A 20,840-nucleotide genomic window follows, 5' to 3' on the forward strand; every position below is an offset into this window, starting at 1 on the left:
TACCGGTCGAAGCGTTCGGACCGGGGAGCAGCCATGGCGAGGAGCGGTTCAAGAGCCGCACTCCTCGGGAGACAGAACGAGTGCCGGGCTCTCGACGACCTGCTGACAGGCGCACGCGCCGGGCGCAGCGGGGTCCTGGTCCTGCGCGGTGAGGCGGGGATCGGTAAGACCGAACTGCTGCGCTTCCTCCTCGACCGCGCCACCGGATGCCGCACGGTCAGACTGGCCGGCGTCCAGTCCGAGATGGAACTCTCCTACGCCGGCCTGCACCAGCTCTGCGCACCGCTGCTGGCCGGTCTCGACCGGCTGCCAGGCCCCCAGCGCGACGCGCTCGGTACGGCGTTCGGACTGCGGGCCGGTGCCGCGCCGGACCGCTTCCTGGTGGGCCTGGCCACCTTGGGTCTGCTCGCGGACGCCGGCGGGGACCAGCCACTGGTCTGCCTCGTCGACGACGCCCAGTGGCTGGACCATGTCTCGGCCCAGACCCTGGCGTTCGTCGCCCGCCGACTGCTCGCGGAATCGGTCGTGCTCGTCTTCGCCGTCCGCGAGCCCAATCCCGCCGAGGCTCTCGGCAGCCTCCCGGAACTGCGCGTGACCGGGCTGTCCGAGAGCGACTCCCGCACACTCCTCGACTCGGTCGTCACCGGCCCGCTCGACCAGCGGGTGCGCGAGCGCATCGTCGCCGAGTCGGGCGGCAACCCGCTGGCCCTGCTGGAACTGCCCCGCCGACTGGCCGTGGGAGAGCTGGCCGGCGGCTTCGGGCGGCCCGACGCGGGCCCCCTGTCGAGCCAGATCGAACAGGGATTCCTCCGCCGCGTCCAGTCGCTCCCCGACGAGACCCGACGCCTGCTGTTCACCGCCGCCGCCGAGCCCGTCGGCGACGTGATGCTGCTCAGGCGCGCGGCCGAGCGGCTCGGCATCGACGTCGACACCGCCGCCTCGCACGCCGACGCCGCGGAGCTGATCACCCTCGGGCCCCGGGTCAGGTTCCGGCATCCGCTGGTGCGCTCGGCGGCCTATCGAGCGGCGAGCCCCGACGACCGCCGACAGGCCCACAGGGCGCTGGCCGACGCGACCGACGCCCGCCTCGACCCCGATCGCCGCGCCTGGCATCTGGCCGGCGCGACCTCGGGACCCGACGAGACGGTCGCCGCCGAACTGGAGCGCTCCGCAGGCCGGGCGCAGGCACGCGGCGGCATCGCGGCGACGGCCGCCTTCCTGCAACGCGCGGCCACCCTGACACCGGACCCGGCCCGACGTGCGCGGCGCGCCGTCGAAGCCGCCCGGACGACACTCCACGCGGGCGCGTTCGAGCAGGCGGCCACACTCCTCGCCACGGCCGAGGCCGGGCCCCTCGACGAACTCGGACGCGCCCGGATCGACGTCCTGCACGCCGAGATCGCGTTCGCCCAGAACCGCGGCAGCCAGGCCCCGTCACTGCTGCTCGCCGCCGCCCGCCGGTTCGGGCCGCTCGACGCCGGGCTCGCCCGCGACACCTACCTGGACGCCGTCGCGGCGGCGATATTCGCGGGCCGCCTGGCACAGGGCCCAGGTCTGCCGGAGGTGGGCGAGGCCGCCCGTGACGCGCCGCCGCAGCGGCCGGAACGACTGCCCGACCGGCTGCTGGACGCCGTCACCGTGCGGCTCACCGACGGCTACGCGGCTTCGGTGCCGCTGATGGAACGGGTCCTCGAAGCGTTCTGCGACGAGGAACTCCCCGTCCAGGACGCGCTGCGCTGGCTCTGGCTCGCGGGGGTCCTCGCCTCGGACCTGTGGGACGACGAGCGCGGGCACCTGCTCGCGGCCCGTCATCTGGCGATCACCCGCCGGGCCGGCGCGCTCAGCGCGCTCCCCGACGTACTCGAAGCCCGTGCGCACAGCCATCTCCTCGCCGGTGAGCTGACGGCGGCCGCGACGCTGATCGAGGAGGTCGGCACGGTCAGCGCGGCGATCGGGAGCGACCCGACGCGAGTGCTGCCGCTGGGCCTGGCCGCCTGGCGGGGCCACGAGCGCGAGGCCCGCACCCTGCTCGACGCGATCATGAGCGAGGCCGTGCCGCGCGGCCAGGGGGCCGCCGTCACCGTCTCGCACTGGTACCACGCGGTGCTCTGCAACGGCCTCGGCCAGTACACGGAAGCGCTCGCCGCGGCCCGGGAGGCGGCCGCCCACCCGTACGAGTTCGCCTCGCCCCGCTGGGGCCTGGCCGAGCTGGTCGAGGCGGCCGTCCGCAGCGGCCTGCCCCAGGCGGCGACCGACGCGCTGGAGCAGCTCTCGGAGGCGACCCGGGCCAGTGGCACCGACTGGGCGCTGGGCGTGGAAGCCCGTTCCCGGGCGCTCCTCAGCGAGGGCGACGCGGCGGAGCGGCTCCACCGCGAGGCGATCGAGCGGCTGGCCCGGACCCGGGTCCGTGTGGAGCTGGCCCGCGCGCACCTCGTGTACGGCGAATGGCTGCGCCGCGAGAACCGCCGTGTCGACGCCCGCGACCAACTGGGCGTCGCCCACGACCTGTTCAGCCGGATCGGAGCCGAGGCGTTCGCCGAACGCGCGCGCGGCGAACTGCGGGCCACGGGGGCGAAGGTCCGCAGACACACCGTCGCGACCCCCACCGCCCTCACCTCCCAGGAGGCGCAGATCGCCCGGCTCGCCGGCGAGGGCCTGACCAACTCCGAGATCGGCACCCAGCTGTTCCTCAGCCCCCACACCGTCGAGTGGCACCTGCGCAAGGTGTTCTCGAAGCTCGGCATCTCCTCCCGCAAGGAGATCCGCGCCCTGCGACTCGAAGGCGAGGCGACCTCGGCCTAGCTCAGCCCTGGCCCGCCGTGGTGTCGAGGCCGTCGACCAGGCCGCGAACGAGGGGGCCGTACTCCGGGTGGGCGAGGGCGAAGGCCATCTGGGCGACCAGATAGTCGGCCGGGTTGCCGGTGTCGTACCAGCGGCCCTTGATGACCTGCCCGTACACCGCGCGGGTGGCGGCGTAGGCGTTGATGGCGTCGGTCAGATAGACCTCGCCGGTCCGGTGCTCGTACCAGCGGCGGGTCTGCTCGCGCAGTTCGTCGATGATGCCGGGGGTGACGACGTAACCGCCGATCGCCGCGTACGACGAGGGCGCGGCGGCGGGCTCGGGCTTCTCGACCAGGCCGGTGATGCGCAGCTGGCCGTCGCCGAGGTCCTCCTTGACGATGGGCACGCCGTAGCGCTGGGACTCGGTGGGGTCCATCGGCAGGAGGGCCAGCACCGGGCAGCCGGTCTGCTCGTACGCGCGGATCAGCTGCTGGGCGCGGGGGACCTCGGCCACGAACACGTCGTCGGGCCACAGCACCAGCACCGGTTCGTCGCCGAAGGCACGGGCGGCGTTGAGCACCGGGGTGCCGTTGCCGTACGGGCCGTACTGGTCCAGATAGGTGATGTGGCCCCGGCGGGCCAGCTCCGCGACCTCCTCCACCGCGTCCGCGTAGGCCGTCTTGCCGTCCTCACGGAGCTGCTCGACGAGGGCGGGGTTGGGGCGGAAGTGGTCCTGGATGAGGCTCTTGCCGCCCGAGACCACGATGGTGATGTCGGTGATGCCCGAGTCCACCAGCTCACGCACGGTGTGCTCGATGACCGGCTTGTCGCCGACCGGGAGCATCTCCTTCGGCGTCGCCTTCGTCAGGGGCAGCAGTCGGGAACCGAGGCCGGCGGCGGGGATCACAGCCCTGCGAATCGTCGGGGACATCACGTCTCTCTTGGTCGAGCGCACACCGCACCGGTTGGTACGGCGACCCGGGCACACACGGTCGCGCGGCTCCGGGAGAAAGCCTACCCAGACGCTCCCCGGACCCCGCCGGCCCGCCCCTGGTCCAGCCGCCGCAGGGCGTCCAGGACGGCTCCCATCCGCTCGTCGAGGTCCACGAGCTCCCGGCGCAACGCGTGGACCCGGGTCTCCAGCGCGGTGGCCTCGGCGGTCAGCGACACCACGGTCGCCGCCATGCCGCCCGGGTCCTCGGGGGCTCGGGTCACCGCGGGTTCAGCTCTACGGCGGAGATGTCGAGCATCAGCTTCACCTTGTCGCCGATCAGCACGCCGCCCGTGGCCAGCGAGGAGTTCCAGTCGATCCCCCAGTCGGAGCGCCGCAGCGTGCCGCTGCCCTCGAAACCGACCCGGTTCTGGCCCTCGGCGTCCTGGCCCGCCCCACCGAACTCCAGGTCGAGGTGCAGGGGCAGTTCGACGTCCTTGATCCGGAGGAGGCCGGTCATACCGAAGCGGCCCTCCCCGGCGTCGACGATCCCGGTGGAGCGGAACGTCATCAGGGGGAACGTCGCCGAGTCCAGGAAGTCCGGGCTGGTGACATGGGCGTCCCGCTGCGCGATGCCCGTGTCGAGACTGCCGGTCTGGACACTGACATGGGCCTCGGAGCGGGTGGGATCGGCACCGTCGAGCGTGATCAGCCCTTCGAACGCGGTGAATTTCCCGCGCACGTTGGCGATCATGGCATGCCGTACGGAGAACCCTATGGTGCTGTGGGCCGGATCAATGGTGTAGGCACCCGTCAGTCCCTGATAGGGCGTGGGTTCGGAAACCGCGGTTTCCGTGCGAGAGGACATGGCGAACCGTTCCTTCGTGTGAGGAAACACAAAACTCGAATGTGCGGGGAAACGCGAAAGGCGATGAATTCGGTGGTCCCCCGCCCCTCGGCGGGGGACCACCGCGGGAGCTACTTCTGCCGCGCGATCCAGTCGGCGAACCGGGTCTCGGCGATACGCGCTCCCGGGCCCGGGACGAGCGTGTTCTCCTGCACCTGGGCGCCGGAGTACGGGGCCTTCGGGTCGGTGACGACGGTACGGGGGTCGCCCTTGGCGGCGAGCCCCTTGCGGATCAGCTCGTCGAGCTGGAACACGTCGGGACCCGCGACCTCCACCACACCGTTGACCGGAGCGCCGACCGCGGTACGGCCGACGGCCGCGGCCACGTCGTCGGAGTAGATGGGCTGGATCTTCACCGGGGCCAGACGCACGGTGTCGCCCTCGGTCGACATGTCCGCGATCCCCTTCATGAACTCGAAGAACTGCGTGGCGTGGACGATGGAGTACGGAATCCCGGACTCCTGGATCAGCTCCTCCTGGACCTGCTTGGCGCGGAAGTAGCCGCTCTCCTGGAGACGCTCGGTGCCGACCACGGAGAGCGCCACGTGATGCTGCACGCCGGCCTCGGCCTCGGCCTTGAGCAGGTTGGTCGTGGAGGTGCGGAAGAAGTCCATGACGGCGTCGTCCGCGAAGGAGGGGGAGTTGGACACGTCGACCACGACCGACGCGCCCTCCAGGACCTCGGCCAGGCCCTCGCCCGTCAGGGTGTTGACGCCGGTGTTGGGCGCGGCCGCGACCGCCTCGTGCCCGTGCTCGCCGAGCTTGCCGACGAGCTTCGAGCCGATGAGCCCGGTTCCACCGATCACTACGACCTTCATGACGGAATCCTTTCGGAAGTTCTTCTGTGTACTAGGAGAGACAGGACAGGGGCTGTTCTTGTGACACGGGATGCGCGGGAATCGAGAGATCCGCGAGAATGCCTGTCATTCGACAAGCTTTCCCTCGGTCGTCACTTCCTGCATCAGCGCGGAAATCTCCTCCGGGATCTCCGGAATGCTCTCGCGGGTGATCCCGGTCGCCGGTGACCACACGAGATTGACCTGGAAAGCGGGGTCCAGGTCGGGGTGGTCGCTGCGGTTGTGGCAGCCGCGGGTCTCGCGACGCTCCAGAGCCGCTTCGAGGGTGGCCCGGGCCGCCAGCGCGGAGGACTTGAGGTCGAAGGCGTGGGCGAGGTCCTGGAAGCCGGCGATGTCCGGGTGCACACCGACGTCCTCCATCCGCTTCTCGATCACGGAGAGCTCCGCCAGCCCGGCGCGCAGGCCCTCCTCGTCGCGGACGACGCCCGCGTGCTCGGTCATGGTGTTGCGGATCGCGCGCTGCAGGGCGCGTACGTTCTCCGGCCCGTCGGCCGTGAGCAGGTCGTCCACCTCCGCGCGGGCCCGCGCGACGGCCGACGCCGAGCGCGGCTGCGCGGTGAGCGACTCGGAGTAGGCGGCGGCGGCCCGGCCGGTGATCCGGCCGAAGACCAGCAGCTCGATGAGACTGTTCCCGCCGAGCCGGTTGGCTCCGTGCAGCCCGCTCGACGCCTCCCCGATGGCGTACAGGCCGCGTACGTCGGTGCTGTGGTCCTCGGGGCGCACCCACACCCCGCCCATCGAGTAGTGCGCGGTGGGCGCGATCTCGATCGGTTCCCGGGTGATGTCCAGCATCTGCAGGTCCAGCAGCGTCTGGTAGACACGCGGAAGCCTCGTCATGATCGTCTGCCGTGGCAGATGCGAGACGTTGAGCCACACACCGCCCTTCGGCGTCCCGCGCCCTTCCTTGATCTCCGTGTAGGAGGCCAGGGCCACCCGGTCGCGGGTGGACAGCTCCATCCGGTCGGGGTCGTAGCGGGCCATGAAGCGTTCCCCGAGCGCGTTGCGCAGGATCCCGCCCTCGCCCCGGGCGGCCTCGCTGACCAGGGTGCCGGCCGCGTTCTCCGGCTCGATGATCCCGGACGGGTGGAACTGCACCAGCTCCGGGTCGCGCAGCCGGGCCCCCGCCTCCACGGCCAGCCGGAACGAGTCACCGGTGTTCTCGTCGCGCCGCGAGGACGTACGCCGCCAGATACGGGTGTGCCCGCCCGCCGCGAGGATCACGGCGTCGGCGTGGATCAGATAGCGCGTGCCGTTGGTGAGGTCGAAGCCGTAGGCCCCGAAGACGGCGCCGTCGTGCGTGAGGAGGCGGGTGATGTAGACGCCGTCGAGCACCGGGATCTTCAGCTGGTCCGCGCGCCTGATCAGGGTGCGCTGGATCTCCAGGCCGGTGTAGTCGCCCGTGAAGGCGGTGCGCCGGTACTTGTGCGCGCCGAAGAAGCGCTGGGAGATCCGGCCGTCCTCCTCCCTGGCGAACGCCATGCCGAAGCGTTCCAGGTCGTCGATGCCCCGGGCGGCACCCTGGGTGACGATCTGCGCGGTGCGGGGATCGGCGAGGAGATAGCTCTCCTTGAGGGTGTCGGCCGCGTGCTGCTGCCAGCTGTCCTCGGGGTCCATGGTGGCCAGGGCCGCGTTGATCCCACCGGCGGCGAGCGCCGTGTGGGCGTCCTCCTTGGGGCGCTTGCCGACCGCGAGGACGTCCATGCCGGCCTCGGCGAGTTCGATCGCCGCGCGCAGCCCCGCGCCTCCGGTGCCGATCACCAGCACCGTGGTGGAAAGACGTTGTTCGGTGAGTGCCACGGTCTGCTCCGATCGCTGTGTTGTCACTTACTACGACCAGGCCGTCCCGCGATCTGTGACACGCGTCGTCGTCGGCGGCGACGAGGTGCGGAGGCGCCGACGTGTCACGTCAGGACGCGGCCCAGGGGCACGTCCGGGTCGGCGAGCAGCGTGTCGTCGAGGCCGGCCCCGGAGGCGACGAGGTGGCGAGCGCGGCCACCTCGGGCTGCCGCAGGGCGTTGGCCCAGTGCTCGACCCGGAGGTGGCGGCGGAGCAGCGGATGGTAGGCGTTGGCGACATCGCCCGTGGCGTGGATGTCGGCCGCCGAGGTCCGCAGCCGCTCGTCGGTGACGACGCCGTTCCGTACCTCCAGCCCCGCCTCCTGGGCGAGTCGGACATTGGGGGTGATGCCGACGCCCACGACGACGGCGTCCGCGGCCAACTGCCTGCCGTCGGTGAGCCGGACCCCGTCCACCCGCCCGTCCGTCCCGGTGAGGCACTCCACGTCCACGTGGGGCAACAGTGTGACACCGTGATCGGTCTGGAGTGCCGCGAACACCTCGGCCGCCTCGGGCCCGAGCACCTTCAGCAGCGGCAGCGCCCCGTGCATGAGCACCGTCACCTCGGCACCGGCCGTCCGGGCGGCCGCGGTCTCCAGACCGATCCACCCGGCACCGATCACGACGATTCTCGCCCCCGCCCGGAACGCGGACTTGAGCCGTTCGCTGTCGCCCACCCGGCGCAGATACAGCACGTTGTCGAGGTCCGCACCCGGCACCGACAGCCGACGGGGAGAGGAGCCGGTGGCCAACAGCAGCTTGGTGCAGGGGATCTGACGGCCGTCGCCCAGTGTCACCTTCCGAGCGTCGGGGTCGATCGCCCGCGCACGCGTGTCCAGCAGGAGGTCGACGTCGTGGTCCCGGTACCAGTGCTCGGGCTGCACGAAGATCGAGTCGCGTGCACGGGACAGCGCCCGGCCACCGCCGGCAGCAGTTCCCCGGGCGCGGGCCCTCACCGACGGACACGACGCGTACGTTCATCGCGTACGTTCATCGGGCTTCCTCTCGGGCTGCCGACCGACTTCCTCACCGCGTAGGACAGGAGAGCCCCCGCGCTTGTGACACCCGGGCAGGAAAGAACCGCCGTGCGCGATGGGCACACGACGGCTGCGGAGGCGAACAGCTCGCGAACGGGAGACTGTTGAGCCGACGGGCGGCGGCCGGTGACCGGCCGCCGGTGACCTCGGTTACGAAGCCAGCGTGATGGTGGTCGGTGTTCCCCGCCAGGCCATCTTCGCGTAGGGACACAGCGAGTCGGCCCTCTCCAGGAGCGGAGTGGCGGTCTCCAGATCGACGCCCGGCCACCTGACCACCAGATCGACGTGCAACAGATAGCCGCCGTCGTCCGGGTCCCGGCCGAACGCCACGGTCGCCTCGACGGAGATCGCGGTGGGATCGAGCCCGGCCTGCCGTGCCACCAGGCTGAGCGCCCCGTGGAAGCAGGCGGAGAAGCCGGCGGCGAACAGCTGCTCGGGATTGGTCCCGCTGCCGTCCCCTCCCAGTTCGGCGGGCATCCGCAGTTCGATGTCCAGCACCCCGTCGGCCGAGCGGGCTCTCCCCGAGGCCCGCCCGTGACTGGACGCGCCACCGCTGACCGTCACCGTCGTGGTGTAGATGGGGGCGAAGGCCTCTCCGTCGAAGTCATGCTCGACGGACAGATCGGGCAACGGATTCCGTTCGGTCACCGCGCGCCCACCGAACCGACTTTGCCGAATTTCATGTCGTATGCACCTTTATGTCGTGAGGGAAGCCACTGGCTCCGGACAGCTGGTTGACCGGCAAGTCACCCCGGCTGTGACACCGCCCGCGTCGCCCCCGCCGCCCGCACCGCCAGTACGGAGGGGGCGGCCCCCTCCGGCAGCGGAGCGAACCCGGACTCCCTCAGTTCCCCGATCACCTCCCCACGGGCCGCCGGCCACATCCAGAACGTCTCCTGGTGCTCACGCAGCACACCGCCCTCGCCCCGCACCCAGTACTCGAAGCGGGTCCGGATCCGGTCCCCGTCGGCCGACGCCACCATGCGTCCGCCGTACTCGTGCCGGCCGATCCACTGCGTCGGGAAGTCGTACGTGGTCGCGCGGCGCGGAAGACGGGCGGGCGGCAGCTGGACGAGCAGCACCCCGCCGGGCACCAGCGCCTCGGAGACGGACGGCCACAGGGCGCGCCGCGACACCGGGTGCAGGCAGGCGATCGTGTTGTGGCACACGGCCACATCGGCCACCCCGTGCAGATCGGCCTCGTCGAGCCGGTGCGGGTGCACGGTGACCCGCGTCCGCTGCTCGACGGGCAGCGACGCCAGGCGTGTCATCAGCGGGGACCGCATGGAACGCGTGGGCTCGACCGCGTGCACGGGGGCGTGTGACTCCATGAGGCTCATCAGCGTGACCCGCCCGGTGCCGGCGCCGACGTCCAGCACACCGACACGGGCACTCCCGACAGCGGCGCCGTACAGCCTGCGTACGCGGGCCGCGTCCCGCTCCGCCTGGAGGACGTCGTAGAACTCGGCACTGATCGCATAGGCGTCCTGCTCCTCCCGGTCGAGAGGCGGCCCGGACACCACTGAGAGGGAAGGGCGCATATCCAGCAAGACCGATCACGCACCCCATCTGTGACGCCGCGTCCGGGGCGGGCACGCTCCCCTCCCCGCCTAGCCGTGCCGTTCCCTCTGTAACGCTTTTCGCCCCCCGCCCCAAGAACCAGTGGAACCTCGAAGAGACCCATGAGCCCATGAACTCCCATGAGCCCCTGAGCCTCCGGCGACGAGGACCGGCCGGCCCGACGAGAAGGAGACGCCTGTGGACGACGCGGAACGGTTACCGGGTGGACCCGCGGAAGCGGTACGCGACCCGCGGCTCTTCGAGGAGTTCTACCGGCGCCATGTGGACGCGGTCATGCGTTTCGTGGCCCGGCGCGTCGACGACCCGCACACCGCGGCCGACCTGACGGCCGAGATCTTCCTCGCCGTCCTCGACTCCGCCCACTCCTACCGCCCGCGACTCGGCAGCGAGACGGCCTGGCTGTACGGCATCGCCCGCAACGTCGTGTCGTCGGAGCGCCGCCGGGTCGCCCGCGAGACGGAACACCAGCGGCGTATCTCCGGGCGCCGGTTGCTGGAGGCCGACGACATCGCCCGTATCGAGGACCGGATCGACGCGGAGAGCCCCGGCCGGCGCGCCCTGGCCGCACTGGCGAGGCTTCCCGAGGGCGAGCGGGCCGTCATGGAACTGATCGCGGTGGACCAGCTCACGGTCACCGAGGCGGCGGCCTCACTGGGCATCCGCCAGGTCACCGCCCGGGTACGACTGCACCGGGCACGCAAGGCGCTGCGTGAGGAGACGGACCTCAAGGCCGCGCAGCCGAGGCCGAACCCGGCGGTCCCACAGGCGAGTTCCCCGGGATCGGGGACGCCGGACACATCACTGCTGCACGTCGCGAGGGGAGAGGCATGAGCACGGGGACGAGGTTCGAGGACCGACTGCTGGCCGAGCTGAAGCGCGAGATCGAACTGCGCGAGGCCGGGGCCGAGACGGTCAGGTCTGTGGCGGCCGGGTTCGTGGCGGCCGGAGCCGACGCCGGGGTCGGATCGGGCGTGCGCCGGGCGTGGGCCGCCCTGCGCGGTCTGTCCGCTCCGGCTCTGCTCACTCCGCGACGGATCGCCGTCGTGGCGACGGTCTGTGCGGCGGCCTGGCTGGCCGTGGCGGCCGTGCCCGGTTCACCGGCCGTCCCGAAGGCGTACGCGGTGGAGCGCAACGGCGACGGCAGCGTGCGGCTCACCGTCAAGGACCAGGACATCAGCGTCGCGGAACAGCGTGAACTCGCGGGCGTGGTCCGCCCGTGGGGCATTCTCGTGACCGTCGACGTGCTCGCTCCCGGCTACGTCTGCGACCGGAGCGACGTCACCTCCGCGCTGGCGGTGATCGACCAGCAGGGCAGGCGGGTCCCCCTCATCCCCATGGAGGCGCGCTGGGACGTCACCCTGCGCCGGGGCAATGTGCTGGCCTTCGAGAACACCAGGGGCGACTCCCGGCCACGCGCGGTCGAGTTCTATGAGGCCAGGAGCGAGGCCGAGCCCTGCGTTCCGCGGAAGGTCACCCTGCCGGACGACTGAGGGCGCGCCGAAGAGCCCGACGAATCCCCCACCTCACAGGACCGGACCGCCCGATGAAACCCCCACCCTTCCCTTCGCCACGCCTGGCGCGATTACTCTCCGTGCGCACACGCATACCGACGGCATCCATGCCGTCCGGTCCGGCGCGGGTGGGCTGGCTGGACGCGCTGCGCGGCATCGCGGCACTCGTCGTGGTGTTCGACCACTCCTCGTACACCTTCATGGCGGAGTTCCGGCGCGAGCTGATGCCGCAGTTCAACACCAGCCGCTACGGCATCATGGTGTTCTTCCTGGTCAGCGGCTACATCATCCCCGCCTCGCTGGAACGCCGGGGCTGCGTCCGGACGTTCTGGATCGGACGGGTCTTCCGCGTCTACCCGCTGTGGGCGGCTGTCGTCGGCATGATGGTCGCCCTCGATCTGTGGGGCGTCGTGGAGCTTCCGGACTTCGGGGAGCAGAGCGCCGAAGCGGTGGCCATCGCTCATCTCACCATGCTCCAGGAGCTGTTGGGGACGCCCAATCTGCTGCTCATCCTGTGGACGCTCTCGTACGAGATGGCCTTCTATCTGCTGGTCGTCGCCCTCTTCACCGTCCGCCTCCACCAGCGGTCGGCGGCGGTCGCCGTCACCCTCGCCGTGCTCGCCGCCGTGAGCGCGGCGGCAGGTGTCCTGCTGCCGCCCTCCGCACTCTCGGACAGGGTCGGGACCGGCGCACTGATCGCGTCGGCCTCGGTCGCCATGGTGGTCGCCATCGGCTGTGCGAGCTCCGGATCAGCCGTGCTCCGGTTGTGCGGCGGGCTGTTGGGCGGGGTGCTCGCGCTCGTCCTGGTGCCGCTCAACGGCACGGTCCCCGTGTGGGAGGGCCTGGTGATCCTCGCCGTGATGTTCCTCGGCACCGCCGTCCACCGGGCCGAGCACGGTCGGATCACCTGGTGGTGTGCGGCACGTACAGCCGTCGTGGTGGTCGCCTGCGCCGTGGCGAGTGCGTACCGGTACGGCGACGGTGACCACTTCACCCGGCGCGGCTGGATCGTGGCCTTCCTGCTGGCCGTGCTCACCTTCGGCGTCGGACTGGCCGCGCGCCGCCGCCACCTGCCGCGCGCGCTGACCGGCCTGGGAACCATCAGCTACTCGGTCTACCTGATGCACCCGGTGCTCCTGGCGGCGATCGACGACACGGTCGGCCGGTGGCGACGGGACAACCTCCTGCTCGAACTGGCCTTCTTCGCCACGCTGTTGCCCCTGAGCGTGCTCACCCACCGATGGATCGAAGCGCCGGGCCAGAGATGGGGCCGCGAGCTGGCCCGGCGAGTTCGCTCACCACGACGGCGACGAGTTGCTCAGCCCCGCCAGTCGTAGCGGGCGCGTGCTCGGACGACCGTCTCGGGGTCGACGGCTCCGGTGCGTGCCAGCTGGTGCAGGGCCGCGACGACGATCGACTCGGCGTCCACATGGAAATAGCGGCGCACGGCGTCACGGGTGTCCGACAGCCCGAAGCCGTCCGTGCCGAGCGACGCGTAGTCCTGCTCGACCCACTGGCTGATCTGGTCGGGCACCTGCCGCATCCAGTCGCTGACCGCCAGGACGGGCCCCGGTGCGCTCGCCAGCGCCTCCGTCACATACGGGACGCGCTCCTCGCCCCGCAACTGCGCGCTGTCGGCACTCAGGGCGTCTCGGCGCAGCTCCGTCCAGGACGTCACCGACCAGACGTCGGCGCGGACTCCCCAGTGGGACGACAGAAGTTCCTGGGCCTTGAGCGCCCAGTGGATGGCCGTGCCGGAGGACAGCAACTGGATACGCGGTCCGGCGTCCTGGGGCTCCGCCCGCCGGAACCGGTACATGCCGCGCAGGATCGCCTCCTCGATCAACGGCGCCTCGGGCATGGGCGGTTGCCGTTTGGGTTCGTTGTAGACCGTCAGGTAGTAGAAGACGTCCTCGGGCCGGTCGCCGTACATCCGGCGCAGGCCCTCCTCGACGATGACCGCGATCTCGTACGCGAAGGCCGGGTCGTAGCTCACGGCGGCCGGATTCGTGGAGGCCAGCAGGTGCGAGTGACCGTCGGCGTGTTGCAGTCCCTCGCCGGTCATCGTCGTACGGCCGGCCGTCGCACCGATCACGAAGCCGCGCCCCAACTGGTCGGCCAGGGCCCAGAACTGGTCGCCGGTGCGCTGGAACCCGAACATGGCGTAGAAGATGTAGAACGGGATCATGGGTTCGCCATGGGTGGCGTACGACGTCGCCGCGGCCGTGAACTCGGCCATCGACCCGGCCTCGGTGATGCCCTCGTCGATGAGCTGGCCGTCCGTGGCCTCCCGGTAGTGCAGAAGCTGGTCGGCGTCGACCGGCTCGTAGGTCTGGCCCTTCGGCGAGTAGATCCCGGCCGTCGGGAACAGGGACTCCAAGCCGAACGTACGTGCCTCGTCGGGGACGATGGGCACCCAGCGCCGCCCCGTCCCCTCCACGCGCATCAGGTCCTTGACCAGCCGGACCAGCGCCATGGTGGTGGCCACCTCCTGCTTCCCGAACCCCTTCCGGAGGGTCTCGAAGGGGCCGGCCGGCGGCTGCCGGAGCGGCTTGGCCACCACTCTCCGCACCGGGACGGGGCCCGCCAGCGCGGTACGCCGCTCGCGGAGGTACCGCACCTCGTCCGAGTCCTCACCGGGGTGCCAGTACGGCACCAGGTCGCCGCTCAACGCGCTGTCCGGGATGGGGAGTTCCAGGGTGTCGCGCATCCGGCGGAACTGCGCCATGGTCAGCTTCTTCATCTGATGGTTGGCGTTGCGGGACTCGAAGCCCGACCCCAGCGTGTGGCCCTTCACCGTCTGGGCGAGGACCACGGTCGGCTGCCCCCGGTGCTCGACGGCGGCCCGGTAGGCGGCGTACACCTTGAGGGGCTCGTGCCCGCCCCGGGAGTTCTCGAACAGATCGGTGAGCTGGGTGTCGCTCAGGCCTGCCGCGAGGTGGGACAGCTCATCGCCGACGAAGAAGTGTTTGCGTATGTAGGCGGCGTCCCGTGCCGCGTACGTCTGGAGCTGGGCGTCGGGCACCTCGCCGAGGCGGCGGACGAGGGAGCCGTCCGTGTCCTGCCGCAGGACGGGATCCCAGGCCTCGCCCCACAGTGTCTTCACCACATGCCAGCCGGCGCCGCGGAACCGCGCCTCCAGCTCCTGCACGATCTTGGAGTTCGACCGAACCGGGCCGTCCAGCCGTTGCAGATTGCAGTTGACGACGAAGGTGAGGTTGTCGAGATCCTCACGGGCGGCGAGTTCCAGCGCGGCCGTCGACTCGGGCTCGTCCACTTCTCCGTCGCCCAGGAAGGCCCAGACCCGTGACCCGGAGGTGTCCTTGATGCCCCGGTGGTGCAGATAGCGGTTGAATCTGGCCTGGTAGACGGCGGCGAGCGGGCCGAGTCCCATGGAGACGGTCGGGAACTCCCACAGCCAGGGCAGACGCCGGGGGTGCGGGTAGGACGGCAGGCCGTGACCGTCGGCCTCCCGCCGGAAACCGTCCAACTGCTCCTCGCGCAGCCGCCCTTCCAGGAACACCCGGGCGTAGACGCCGGGCGAGGCATGGCCCTGCAGATACAGCTGGTCCCCGGACCCCTCGCCGTCCTTGCCCTGGAAGAAGTGGTTGAACCCGATCTCGTAGAGCCAGGCCGCCGAGGCGTAGGTCGAGATGTGACCGCCGAGACCCAACGGGGAACCACGGGTCACCATCGCGGCCGCGTTCCACCTGTTCAGCGCGGTGATACGGGACTCCATGGCGAGGTCGCCCGGGAAGGCGGGCTGGGCCGACGCCGGGATCGTGTTGATGTAGTCCGAGGACAGCAGCCCCGGGAGGGCCACCCCGGACCTGGCCGCGTACTCGTGCACGCGCCGCAGCAGATACACGGCGCGATCGGGCCCCGCGTGACTGATGACGGCGTCGAGCGAGGCCCGCCATTCGGCGGTCTCCTCGGCGTCACGGTCGGGCAGCTGATCGAGCTCACTCGTCGCGGAGAACGCCGCGGGGATCTCCGCGTGGGACTCCGGGGGGAAGTCCGCGAGGGACTCCGGAGGGAACTCCGTGGGGTAGGCCGGGTCACTCATGGCGATCAGCCGTTCGTGGGGACGACGGGCCGGGCGAGCCACTCGGTGAACGACACATGGCCCACATGGGCGTCCGCCCCGGGCAGCAGCGTCCGCTCCCGCAACTCGGCGCCGAAGTACCGCGCCTGTGCGTCGGGGACCACGACCCGTTTGTCATCGCGGGCGGTCAGCACCTCGGACGCCAGCTCGTCGAGCCGGCGCACATCCGGGCCGGCGACCTCGCGGAGACCGAACAGCGGGAGACCCACGGCGACATGAGCGACGGTGACGGCGACGTCCTCCGTCGACACGGGAGGGACGAGAACCGGCGCGACGCGGACCCGGTCGTAGTAGGTGTTCTTCTCCACCATGGCCTCGATGGACTCGAAGAACGGAGTGGCCCGCACGACGGAGTGGGGGACGGGCGAGTTGCGCACCATGTCCTCCTGGAGCAGCTTCGCGCGGAAGTAGTCCGACCACAGCAGGTTGGCCCCGACGGCGGAGAGGACCACATGGTGCTCGACACCGGCCGCGACCGCGGCGGCCAGCAGATTGGTCGTCGCGGTACGGAAGAAGTAAAGTCCCGCCCCCTCGGTGCGCGCGGGCGCGTCGGTGACGTCCACCAGTACCTCGGCGCCCCGCAGCGCCTCGTCCAGACCGTCCCCCGTGATCACATCGACACCGTGTCGGCGGGAGACGGGGACGACCTCCACACCGTGGTCCCGGAGCCTCGCTACCGTCCTGGAGCCGATCCGACCGGTGGCCCCTGCGACAACTACCCTCATCTGGATCCCTTTCCCTGAGTCTCCGCATGCACCACAGCGTCTCCGCGTGCACACATACGACAGGTCAGGTCCCACTGTTGTGACAGCGAGCACGAGGAGTGTCACAGAAGCACGGTGTGCCCGGTCTCCCCGTCGAGGCAGTGCGCGAAAGGCCTCGTACGCGAAACCGACGGAGGTGCGACAGTGTCAAGCAACGACTCGACGGCCACGACGACCGACGACCAGCCGCGTTCCGGGACCTGGCAGACCGCTGCGACGGTGCTCCAGGACGCCGAGCCGCCCCATATCCCCGAGGGCGCCTCGGGGATGACCCTCCTGGTCGAGTGGCCGCCCGGTGACGTCGGCACCCCGCCGCACCGTCACTCGGGGCCCGCGTTCGGGTACGTGATCGAGGGCGCGGTGCGCTTCGAACTGGAAGGAGAGCCGGAGCGCGTGGTCAAGGCCGGGGAGACCTTCTGGGAACCGGGCGGCGACGTCATCCACTACCAGGACGGCAACGCCCTGACGGACGCACCCTGCCGGTTCGTGGTGACCATGCTGTGCGCGCCGGGCGAGCCGATGCTCACCCTGGTCGACGAGGAGGAACTCGCCCGGCGGGCCCCGCTGCGCGCACCGCGCCCCGAGCGCTGACCCGCCCCCGCTCGTCGGCCCGCGCCTGACGGTCTCCTTGGGCCTCTTGTCACAGCGGGGCGAGGACGGTTGACGCCGCACATGGTCCGTCTCCCCGCCGAAGCTCGGGGCGGCGGGGAGACGGACCATGTGCACCTGGCGGGGGTGTCTAGCCGAACTGGCCCGGCTGGTAGTCCCCGGCAGGCTGCTGGTTGATGACGTTGATGCGGTTGTAGGCGTTGATGATGGCGACGAGGGAGAGCAGGGCGACGAGTTGCTCCTCGTCGAAGTGCTTCGCGGCGTTCGCCCAGGCCTCGTCGGTGACACCGCCGGCCGCGTCGGCGATACGGGTGCCCTGCTCCGCCAGTTCCAGCGCGGCGCGCTCGGCCTCGGTGAAGACCTTGGCCTCACGCCAGGCGGCCACCAGGTTGAGGCGCTGCTGGGTCTCTCCCGCCTGGGTGGCTTCCTTGGTGTGCATGTCGGTGCAGAAGCCACAGCCGTTGATCTGGCTCGCGCGGATCTTCACCAGTTCCTGGACCGCGGCGGGCAGCGTCGAGTCCGAAACCACCTTGCCGGCCGAGTTGATGTGCTTCAACACCTTTCCCGCGAGGGGGTTGCCGAAGAAGTTGAGACGCGATTCCACGGGGATCTCCTTGCCGTGTGGCGGATACACCCTACTGACCAGGTGGGCCCGGCGATGTGTGACAACAAGACGGGTGTGACGTGCGTCTCATGGGTGGTCGCGCCAGAGGTCGGGGCCGAAGACCTCGTAGTGGATGGCGGAGGGGTGCAGTCCCTTGGTCAGCAACTCGCCCCGCACCATGCGCATGAAGGGCAACGGTCCGCAGAGGTAGGCGGTGGTGTCGGGGGTGGGGGCGAGGTGGTCGAGGGTGGCGCGGCCGGTGAAGACGTTGGCGGCGGGGGAGCGGTGGGCGTCGTTCTCGTACCACAGGTGCAGATCGGCGCCGGTCAGACGGCTGACGAGGTCTGCCTGTTCGTCCCCGTGGACATGGTCGTGCGGGCTGCGGTCGGCGTGGACCACGGTGACGGGACGCGTGGAGGAGGTGAGCGCGAGATGGCCGAGCATCGACAGCATGGGGGTGATGCCTATGCCGGCGGAGGCGAGGAAGAGCGGGGTGCCGGCCTCGGGCAGTACGAGGTCACCTGCGGGCAGTGACACATCCAGGAGGTCACCCACCTTGGCGTGGGCGTGCAGCCAGGACGAGACCTCGCCGTCGGGCACGGTGCCGTCGGCGGCCTTCTCCCGCTTGACGGTGATGCGCCAGGTCTTGTGGTCGGGCGCGGTGGACAGGCTGTACTGCCTGATCTGGTGGGCGCCGTCGGGCAGTTCCACGCGGACACTGACGTACTGCCCGGGCCGGAACGCGGCGGTGGGACGGCCGTCGGGCCGGCGCAGGACCAGGGAGACGGCGTCGGCGGACTCCCTGCGCAGCTCGGCGATCTCCATACGCCGCCACACATCGCCGTTCTCCACACCGGCCTCGGCGTACAGGCGGGCCTCGATGGCGATCAGGGCGTTGGCCATCAGCCAGTAGACCTCGTCCCAGGCGGCGCCGACCTCGGGTGTGACCGCGTCACCGAGGACCTCGGCGACCGCGCCAAGAAGGTGGCGGCCGACCAGGGGGTACTTGTCGGGGGTGATGCCGAGCGAGACATGCTTGTGGGCGATACGCGCGAGGATGGCGTCCGGGCGTTCGTCGGGCCGCTCGACCAGCAGGGTGGCGAAGGCCGCCACCGAGCCGGCCAGGGCCTCGCGCTGGGCGCCGGTGGCCTGGTTGGTCCGGTTGAACAGATGCCGCAGCAGCTCCGGACGCTCCTCGAACAGCCGCCGGTAGAACAGCTCCGTGATCGTGGCCAGCGAGGCTCCCACCACGGGAAGCGTCGCCCGGACGACGGGGGCCGACTGTGCGGAAAGCATTAGGCACACTCCTGGATCGACGATGATCGACTTAATTGGTATTCAGAATGCGTATTTTTGGTCGCGGCAGCTCTGTCCGCTGGTCGCGATCCAGCCTTGTGAAACGATGGGATGTGATGGCCCCGTGGTGTCACCGGCGGCCGAGTGGTCGGGTCAGCCCGGGGGAGCGCCCAGTGACAGCAGTACCGGTCCCGTCGGTGAGGTCACCAGATCGGCCACGGTCACCCCGTTGAGCGAGGAGTAGAAGGCCTCCTGCGCCTCCCGCAGCGCTCTCCGCAGCCGGCAGGCACCCGCGAGGGGGCAGGGGGCGTCCCCCTCGCACACCACGGCTTCCCGGTCCCCTTCCAGCGTCCTGACCAGGTCCCCCACCTGGGTTCTCCGGCCCGCGTCGGTGAGCGTCAGCCCGCCGTTGCGTCCCCGCCGCGCCTCGATCACCCCCAGGTGCTGCAACTGCGCGATGGCCTTCGCCATGTGCGTATAGGGGACGTTCATGGAGTCGGCGATCTGCCGTGTGGTCAGCAACTCCTCGCTGTCCACGACGGCCAGGCGCATCACTGCCCGAAGTGCGAGATCCGTGTATCTGGTCAGCCTCACGGTGGCAGCCTATCAATGTTGCATCATAGATGCGTATTTGAGGCGCGTGGTCTACGTCTCCTCAGCACAAGGACGGCCTTCGCCAGGAAGGCAGCCAGGACGATGCCGACGACCCAGTGCTTCCACGGGCCGGACGACGCCAACAGAAGTCCCCCCAGCCCCAGATGGACGGCCACGACCACGGAGACCACGGCGACGAGGCCGAGCGTCGTCCGCGGACGGTGGCGGGGACGACGGAGGAGACGGGGACGGGGGTTCTCGACGCCCATGATGAGGAACTCGCCTTCCGCGATTGCACTGGATCTCCTCCACAAGACAAGGCGGCATGGCGATGTGTGACAGCCGCACCCCGGCCCGCGCCTTGAGGACGGAAGATGACCGCAAGCCTTCCTACGGTCGGGCCATGACACAGACGCAGAAGATCCTTGTCACCGGCGCCACCGGAACCGTCGGCCGTCAGGTCGTCGCCGAACTCCTCGCCCGCGGCCACACGGTCCGCGCCCTCACCCGCGATGCGTCGAAGGCCGCCCTCCCGGCCGAAGTCGACGTCGTCCAGGGTGACTTGACCGAACCCGACAGCCTGATTTCGGCCCTGGAAGGCGTCACGGGGGTCCATCTGATCACCTTCGGCGGGCCCTACTTCGCCCCGCTGGAGACCGGCCCGCGGATCCTGGCCCTGGCTCGCGCGGCCGGCGTACGCCGGGTCACGGTGCTGCACGGTGGCGGCCCGACTCCGCTTGAGGACAGCGTACGCACCGCCGAGGGAGTGGACTGGACCGTGCTGATGCCGGTCGAGTTCATGTCCAACGCCCTGGAGTGGGCGGACGGCATCGTGGCCTCCGGCGAGGTCCGTGAGCCGTTCGTCTCCCGGCTGAGCGCCATGGTCCACGAAGGCGACATCGGCGCCGTCGCCGCGGTCGCGCTCACGGAGGAGGGTCACGCGGGCCAGGAGTACGTGATCACCGGACCCGAACTGCTGACCGTGGGCGACAAGGTGGCGTCGATCGCCGCAGCCCGGGGCCGGGAGATCGCCCTGATCGAACTCACCGAGGAAGAGGCCGTCGCACAATGGCGCGCGGCGGGCCAGCCGGAGGACGTGATCGACTTCCTGCTCCAGGTGTACGGGGACACCCCGGAGGCGGGCCGTACGGTCGTCGACACCGTGGAGAAGGTCACCGGCCGTCCGGCCCGCACATTCGCCCAATGGGCCGCGCAACACGCTGATGCCTTTACGGCGACGGCGCCCGTGTAACGCGTAGTACGGGGACTTGGGGTCTTTGGGACTTGAGGCCGGGGGGCGCGCCGCTCCACGCATCATCAGGACCGCATCATCGGGACCGCATCATCAGGACCGCATCATCGGGACCGCATCATCAGGACCGCATCATCGGGACCGCGTCAGCAGGACCGCGTCGTCGCGACCGCGTC

At 70.7% G+C, this 20,840-nt stretch carries 18 protein-coding genes and 1 pseudogene; 6 read left to right on the plus strand and 13 right to left on the minus strand.

What is annotated here, in order from left to right:
- Positions 1 to 33: 33 nt before the first annotated feature.
- Positions 34 to 2,802, plus strand: a complete 2,769-nt coding sequence (locus tag ABT147_RS21885) for an ATP-binding protein (protein WP_351408594.1) — start codon at positions 34 to 36, stop codon at positions 2,800 to 2,802.
- Position 2,803: 1 nt separating this feature from the next.
- Here ABT147_RS21885 and ABT147_RS21890 read toward each other — a convergent pair whose 3' ends face one another.
- From ABT147_RS21890 to ABT147_RS21925, 8 genes and pseudogenes are all read right to left on the minus strand, one after another.
- Positions 2,804 to 3,712 carry a UTP--glucose-1-phosphate uridylyltransferase gene (locus ABT147_RS21890; protein WP_351408596.1) on the minus strand — a complete coding sequence of 303 codons (909 nt, stop codon included), beginning with the start codon at positions 3,710 to 3,712 and terminating at the stop codon, positions 2,804 to 2,806.
- An 83-nt stretch (positions 3,713 to 3,795) separates the two neighbouring features.
- Entirely contained in the window at positions 3,796 to 3,996 is a 201-nt protein-coding gene (locus ABT147_RS21895) for a hypothetical protein (RefSeq protein ID WP_351408598.1), read from the minus strand.
- Positions 3,993 to 4,580 (minus strand): YceI family protein, encoded by a 588-nt coding sequence (locus tag ABT147_RS21900; RefSeq protein ID WP_351408600.1) that lies wholly within the window; start codon positions 4,578 to 4,580, stop codon positions 3,993 to 3,995. Before ABT147_RS21900 ends, ABT147_RS21895 begins: the two co-directional genes overlap by 4 nt.
- 110 nt (positions 4,581 to 4,690) lie before the next feature.
- Positions 4,691 to 5,437 carry an SDR family oxidoreductase gene (locus tag ABT147_RS21905; protein WP_351408602.1) on the minus strand — a complete coding sequence of 249 codons (747 nt, stop codon included), beginning with the start codon at positions 5,435 to 5,437 and terminating at the stop codon, positions 4,691 to 4,693.
- A gap of 105 nt (positions 5,438 to 5,542) precedes the next feature.
- Positions 5,543 to 7,273: an L-aspartate oxidase gene (locus tag ABT147_RS21910; protein ID WP_351408604.1), complete on the minus strand. Its 1,731-nt coding sequence runs from the start codon at positions 7,271 to 7,273 to the stop codon at positions 5,543 to 5,545.
- A gap of 184 nt (positions 7,274 to 7,457) precedes the next feature.
- Positions 7,458 to 8,210: pseudogene (locus ABT147_RS21915) on the minus strand (NAD(P)/FAD-dependent oxidoreductase); the annotation flags it as partial.
- A 288-nt stretch (positions 8,211 to 8,498) separates the two neighbouring features.
- Complete coding sequence (locus ABT147_RS21920) at positions 8,499 to 8,996, minus strand: Ohr family peroxiredoxin (RefSeq protein WP_351408606.1); 498 nt, start codon at positions 8,994 to 8,996, stop codon at positions 8,499 to 8,501.
- Positions 8,997 to 9,094: 98 nt separating this feature from the next.
- Positions 9,095 to 9,868, minus strand: coding sequence for a class I SAM-dependent methyltransferase (locus ABT147_RS21925; protein ID WP_351408608.1), 774 nt, complete (start codon positions 9,866 to 9,868; stop codon positions 9,095 to 9,097).
- Between the two features lie 238 nt (positions 9,869 to 10,106).
- Between ABT147_RS21925 and ABT147_RS21930 the strand changes: the two genes are divergently transcribed.
- From ABT147_RS21930 to ABT147_RS21940, 3 genes are all read left to right on the plus strand, one after another.
- On the plus strand, positions 10,107 to 10,760 hold the full coding sequence (locus tag ABT147_RS21930) for an RNA polymerase sigma factor (protein WP_351408611.1): 654 nt from the start codon (positions 10,107 to 10,109) through the stop codon (positions 10,758 to 10,760).
- Positions 10,757 to 11,419 (plus strand): hypothetical protein, encoded by a 663-nt coding sequence (locus ABT147_RS21935; RefSeq protein WP_351408613.1) that lies wholly within the window; start codon positions 10,757 to 10,759, stop codon positions 11,417 to 11,419. Before ABT147_RS21930 ends, ABT147_RS21935 begins: the two co-directional genes overlap by 4 nt.
- A 128-nt stretch (positions 11,420 to 11,547) precedes the next feature.
- A complete protein-coding gene (locus tag ABT147_RS21940; protein WP_351408615.1) occupies positions 11,548 to 12,777 on the plus strand; it encodes an acyltransferase family protein in 1,230 nt (409 codons plus the stop codon).
- Here ABT147_RS21940 and aceE read toward each other — a convergent pair.
- Positions 12,759 to 15,506, minus strand: coding sequence for a pyruvate dehydrogenase (acetyl-transferring), homodimeric type (gene aceE, locus ABT147_RS21945; protein ID WP_351408617.1), 2,748 nt, complete (start codon positions 15,504 to 15,506; stop codon positions 12,759 to 12,761). The genes ABT147_RS21940 and aceE overlap by 19 nt on opposite strands.
- Positions 15,507 to 15,511: 5 nt before the next feature.
- Entirely contained in the window at positions 15,512 to 16,270 is a 759-nt protein-coding gene (locus ABT147_RS21950) for an SDR family oxidoreductase (protein ID WP_351408620.1), read from the minus strand.
- A 183-nt stretch (positions 16,271 to 16,453) separates the two neighbouring features.
- Here ABT147_RS21950 and ABT147_RS21955 point away from each other — a divergent pair, with 183 nt between their 5' ends.
- Positions 16,454 to 16,900: a cupin domain-containing protein gene (locus ABT147_RS21955; protein WP_351408622.1), complete on the plus strand. Its 447-nt coding sequence runs from the start codon at positions 16,454 to 16,456 to the stop codon at positions 16,898 to 16,900.
- A gap of 148 nt (positions 16,901 to 17,048) precedes the next feature.
- Here the strand turns inward: ABT147_RS21955 and ABT147_RS21960 are convergent, their stop codons facing one another.
- The 3 genes from ABT147_RS21960 to ABT147_RS21970 all read right to left on the minus strand — a co-directional run bounded on the left by ABT147_RS21960 (position 17,049) and on the right by ABT147_RS21970 (position 19,412).
- Positions 17,049 to 17,522, minus strand: coding sequence for a carboxymuconolactone decarboxylase family protein (locus tag ABT147_RS21960; RefSeq protein WP_351408624.1), 474 nt, complete (start codon positions 17,520 to 17,522; stop codon positions 17,049 to 17,051).
- Positions 17,523 to 17,609: 87 nt separating this feature from the next.
- On the minus strand, positions 17,610 to 18,818 hold the full coding sequence (locus tag ABT147_RS21965) for a globin domain-containing protein (protein ID WP_351408626.1): 1,209 nt from the start codon (positions 18,816 to 18,818) through the stop codon (positions 17,610 to 17,612).
- Positions 18,819 to 18,971: 153 nt separating this feature from the next.
- On the minus strand, positions 18,972 to 19,412 hold the full coding sequence (locus ABT147_RS21970; protein WP_351408628.1) for an RrF2 family transcriptional regulator: 441 nt from the start codon (positions 19,410 to 19,412) through the stop codon (positions 18,972 to 18,974).
- 403 nt (positions 19,413 to 19,815) lie between these two features.
- Here ABT147_RS21970 and ABT147_RS21975 point away from each other — a divergent pair, with 403 nt between their 5' ends.
- A complete protein-coding gene (locus ABT147_RS21975) occupies positions 19,816 to 20,664 on the plus strand; it encodes an NmrA family NAD(P)-binding protein (protein WP_351408631.1) in 849 nt (282 codons plus the stop codon).
- Positions 20,665 to 20,840: the final 176 nt, after the last annotated feature.

The organism is Streptomyces sp. NPDC001868 (assembly GCF_040297125.1).
Lineage (GTDB): Bacteria > Actinomycetota > Actinomycetes > Streptomycetales > Streptomycetaceae > Streptomyces.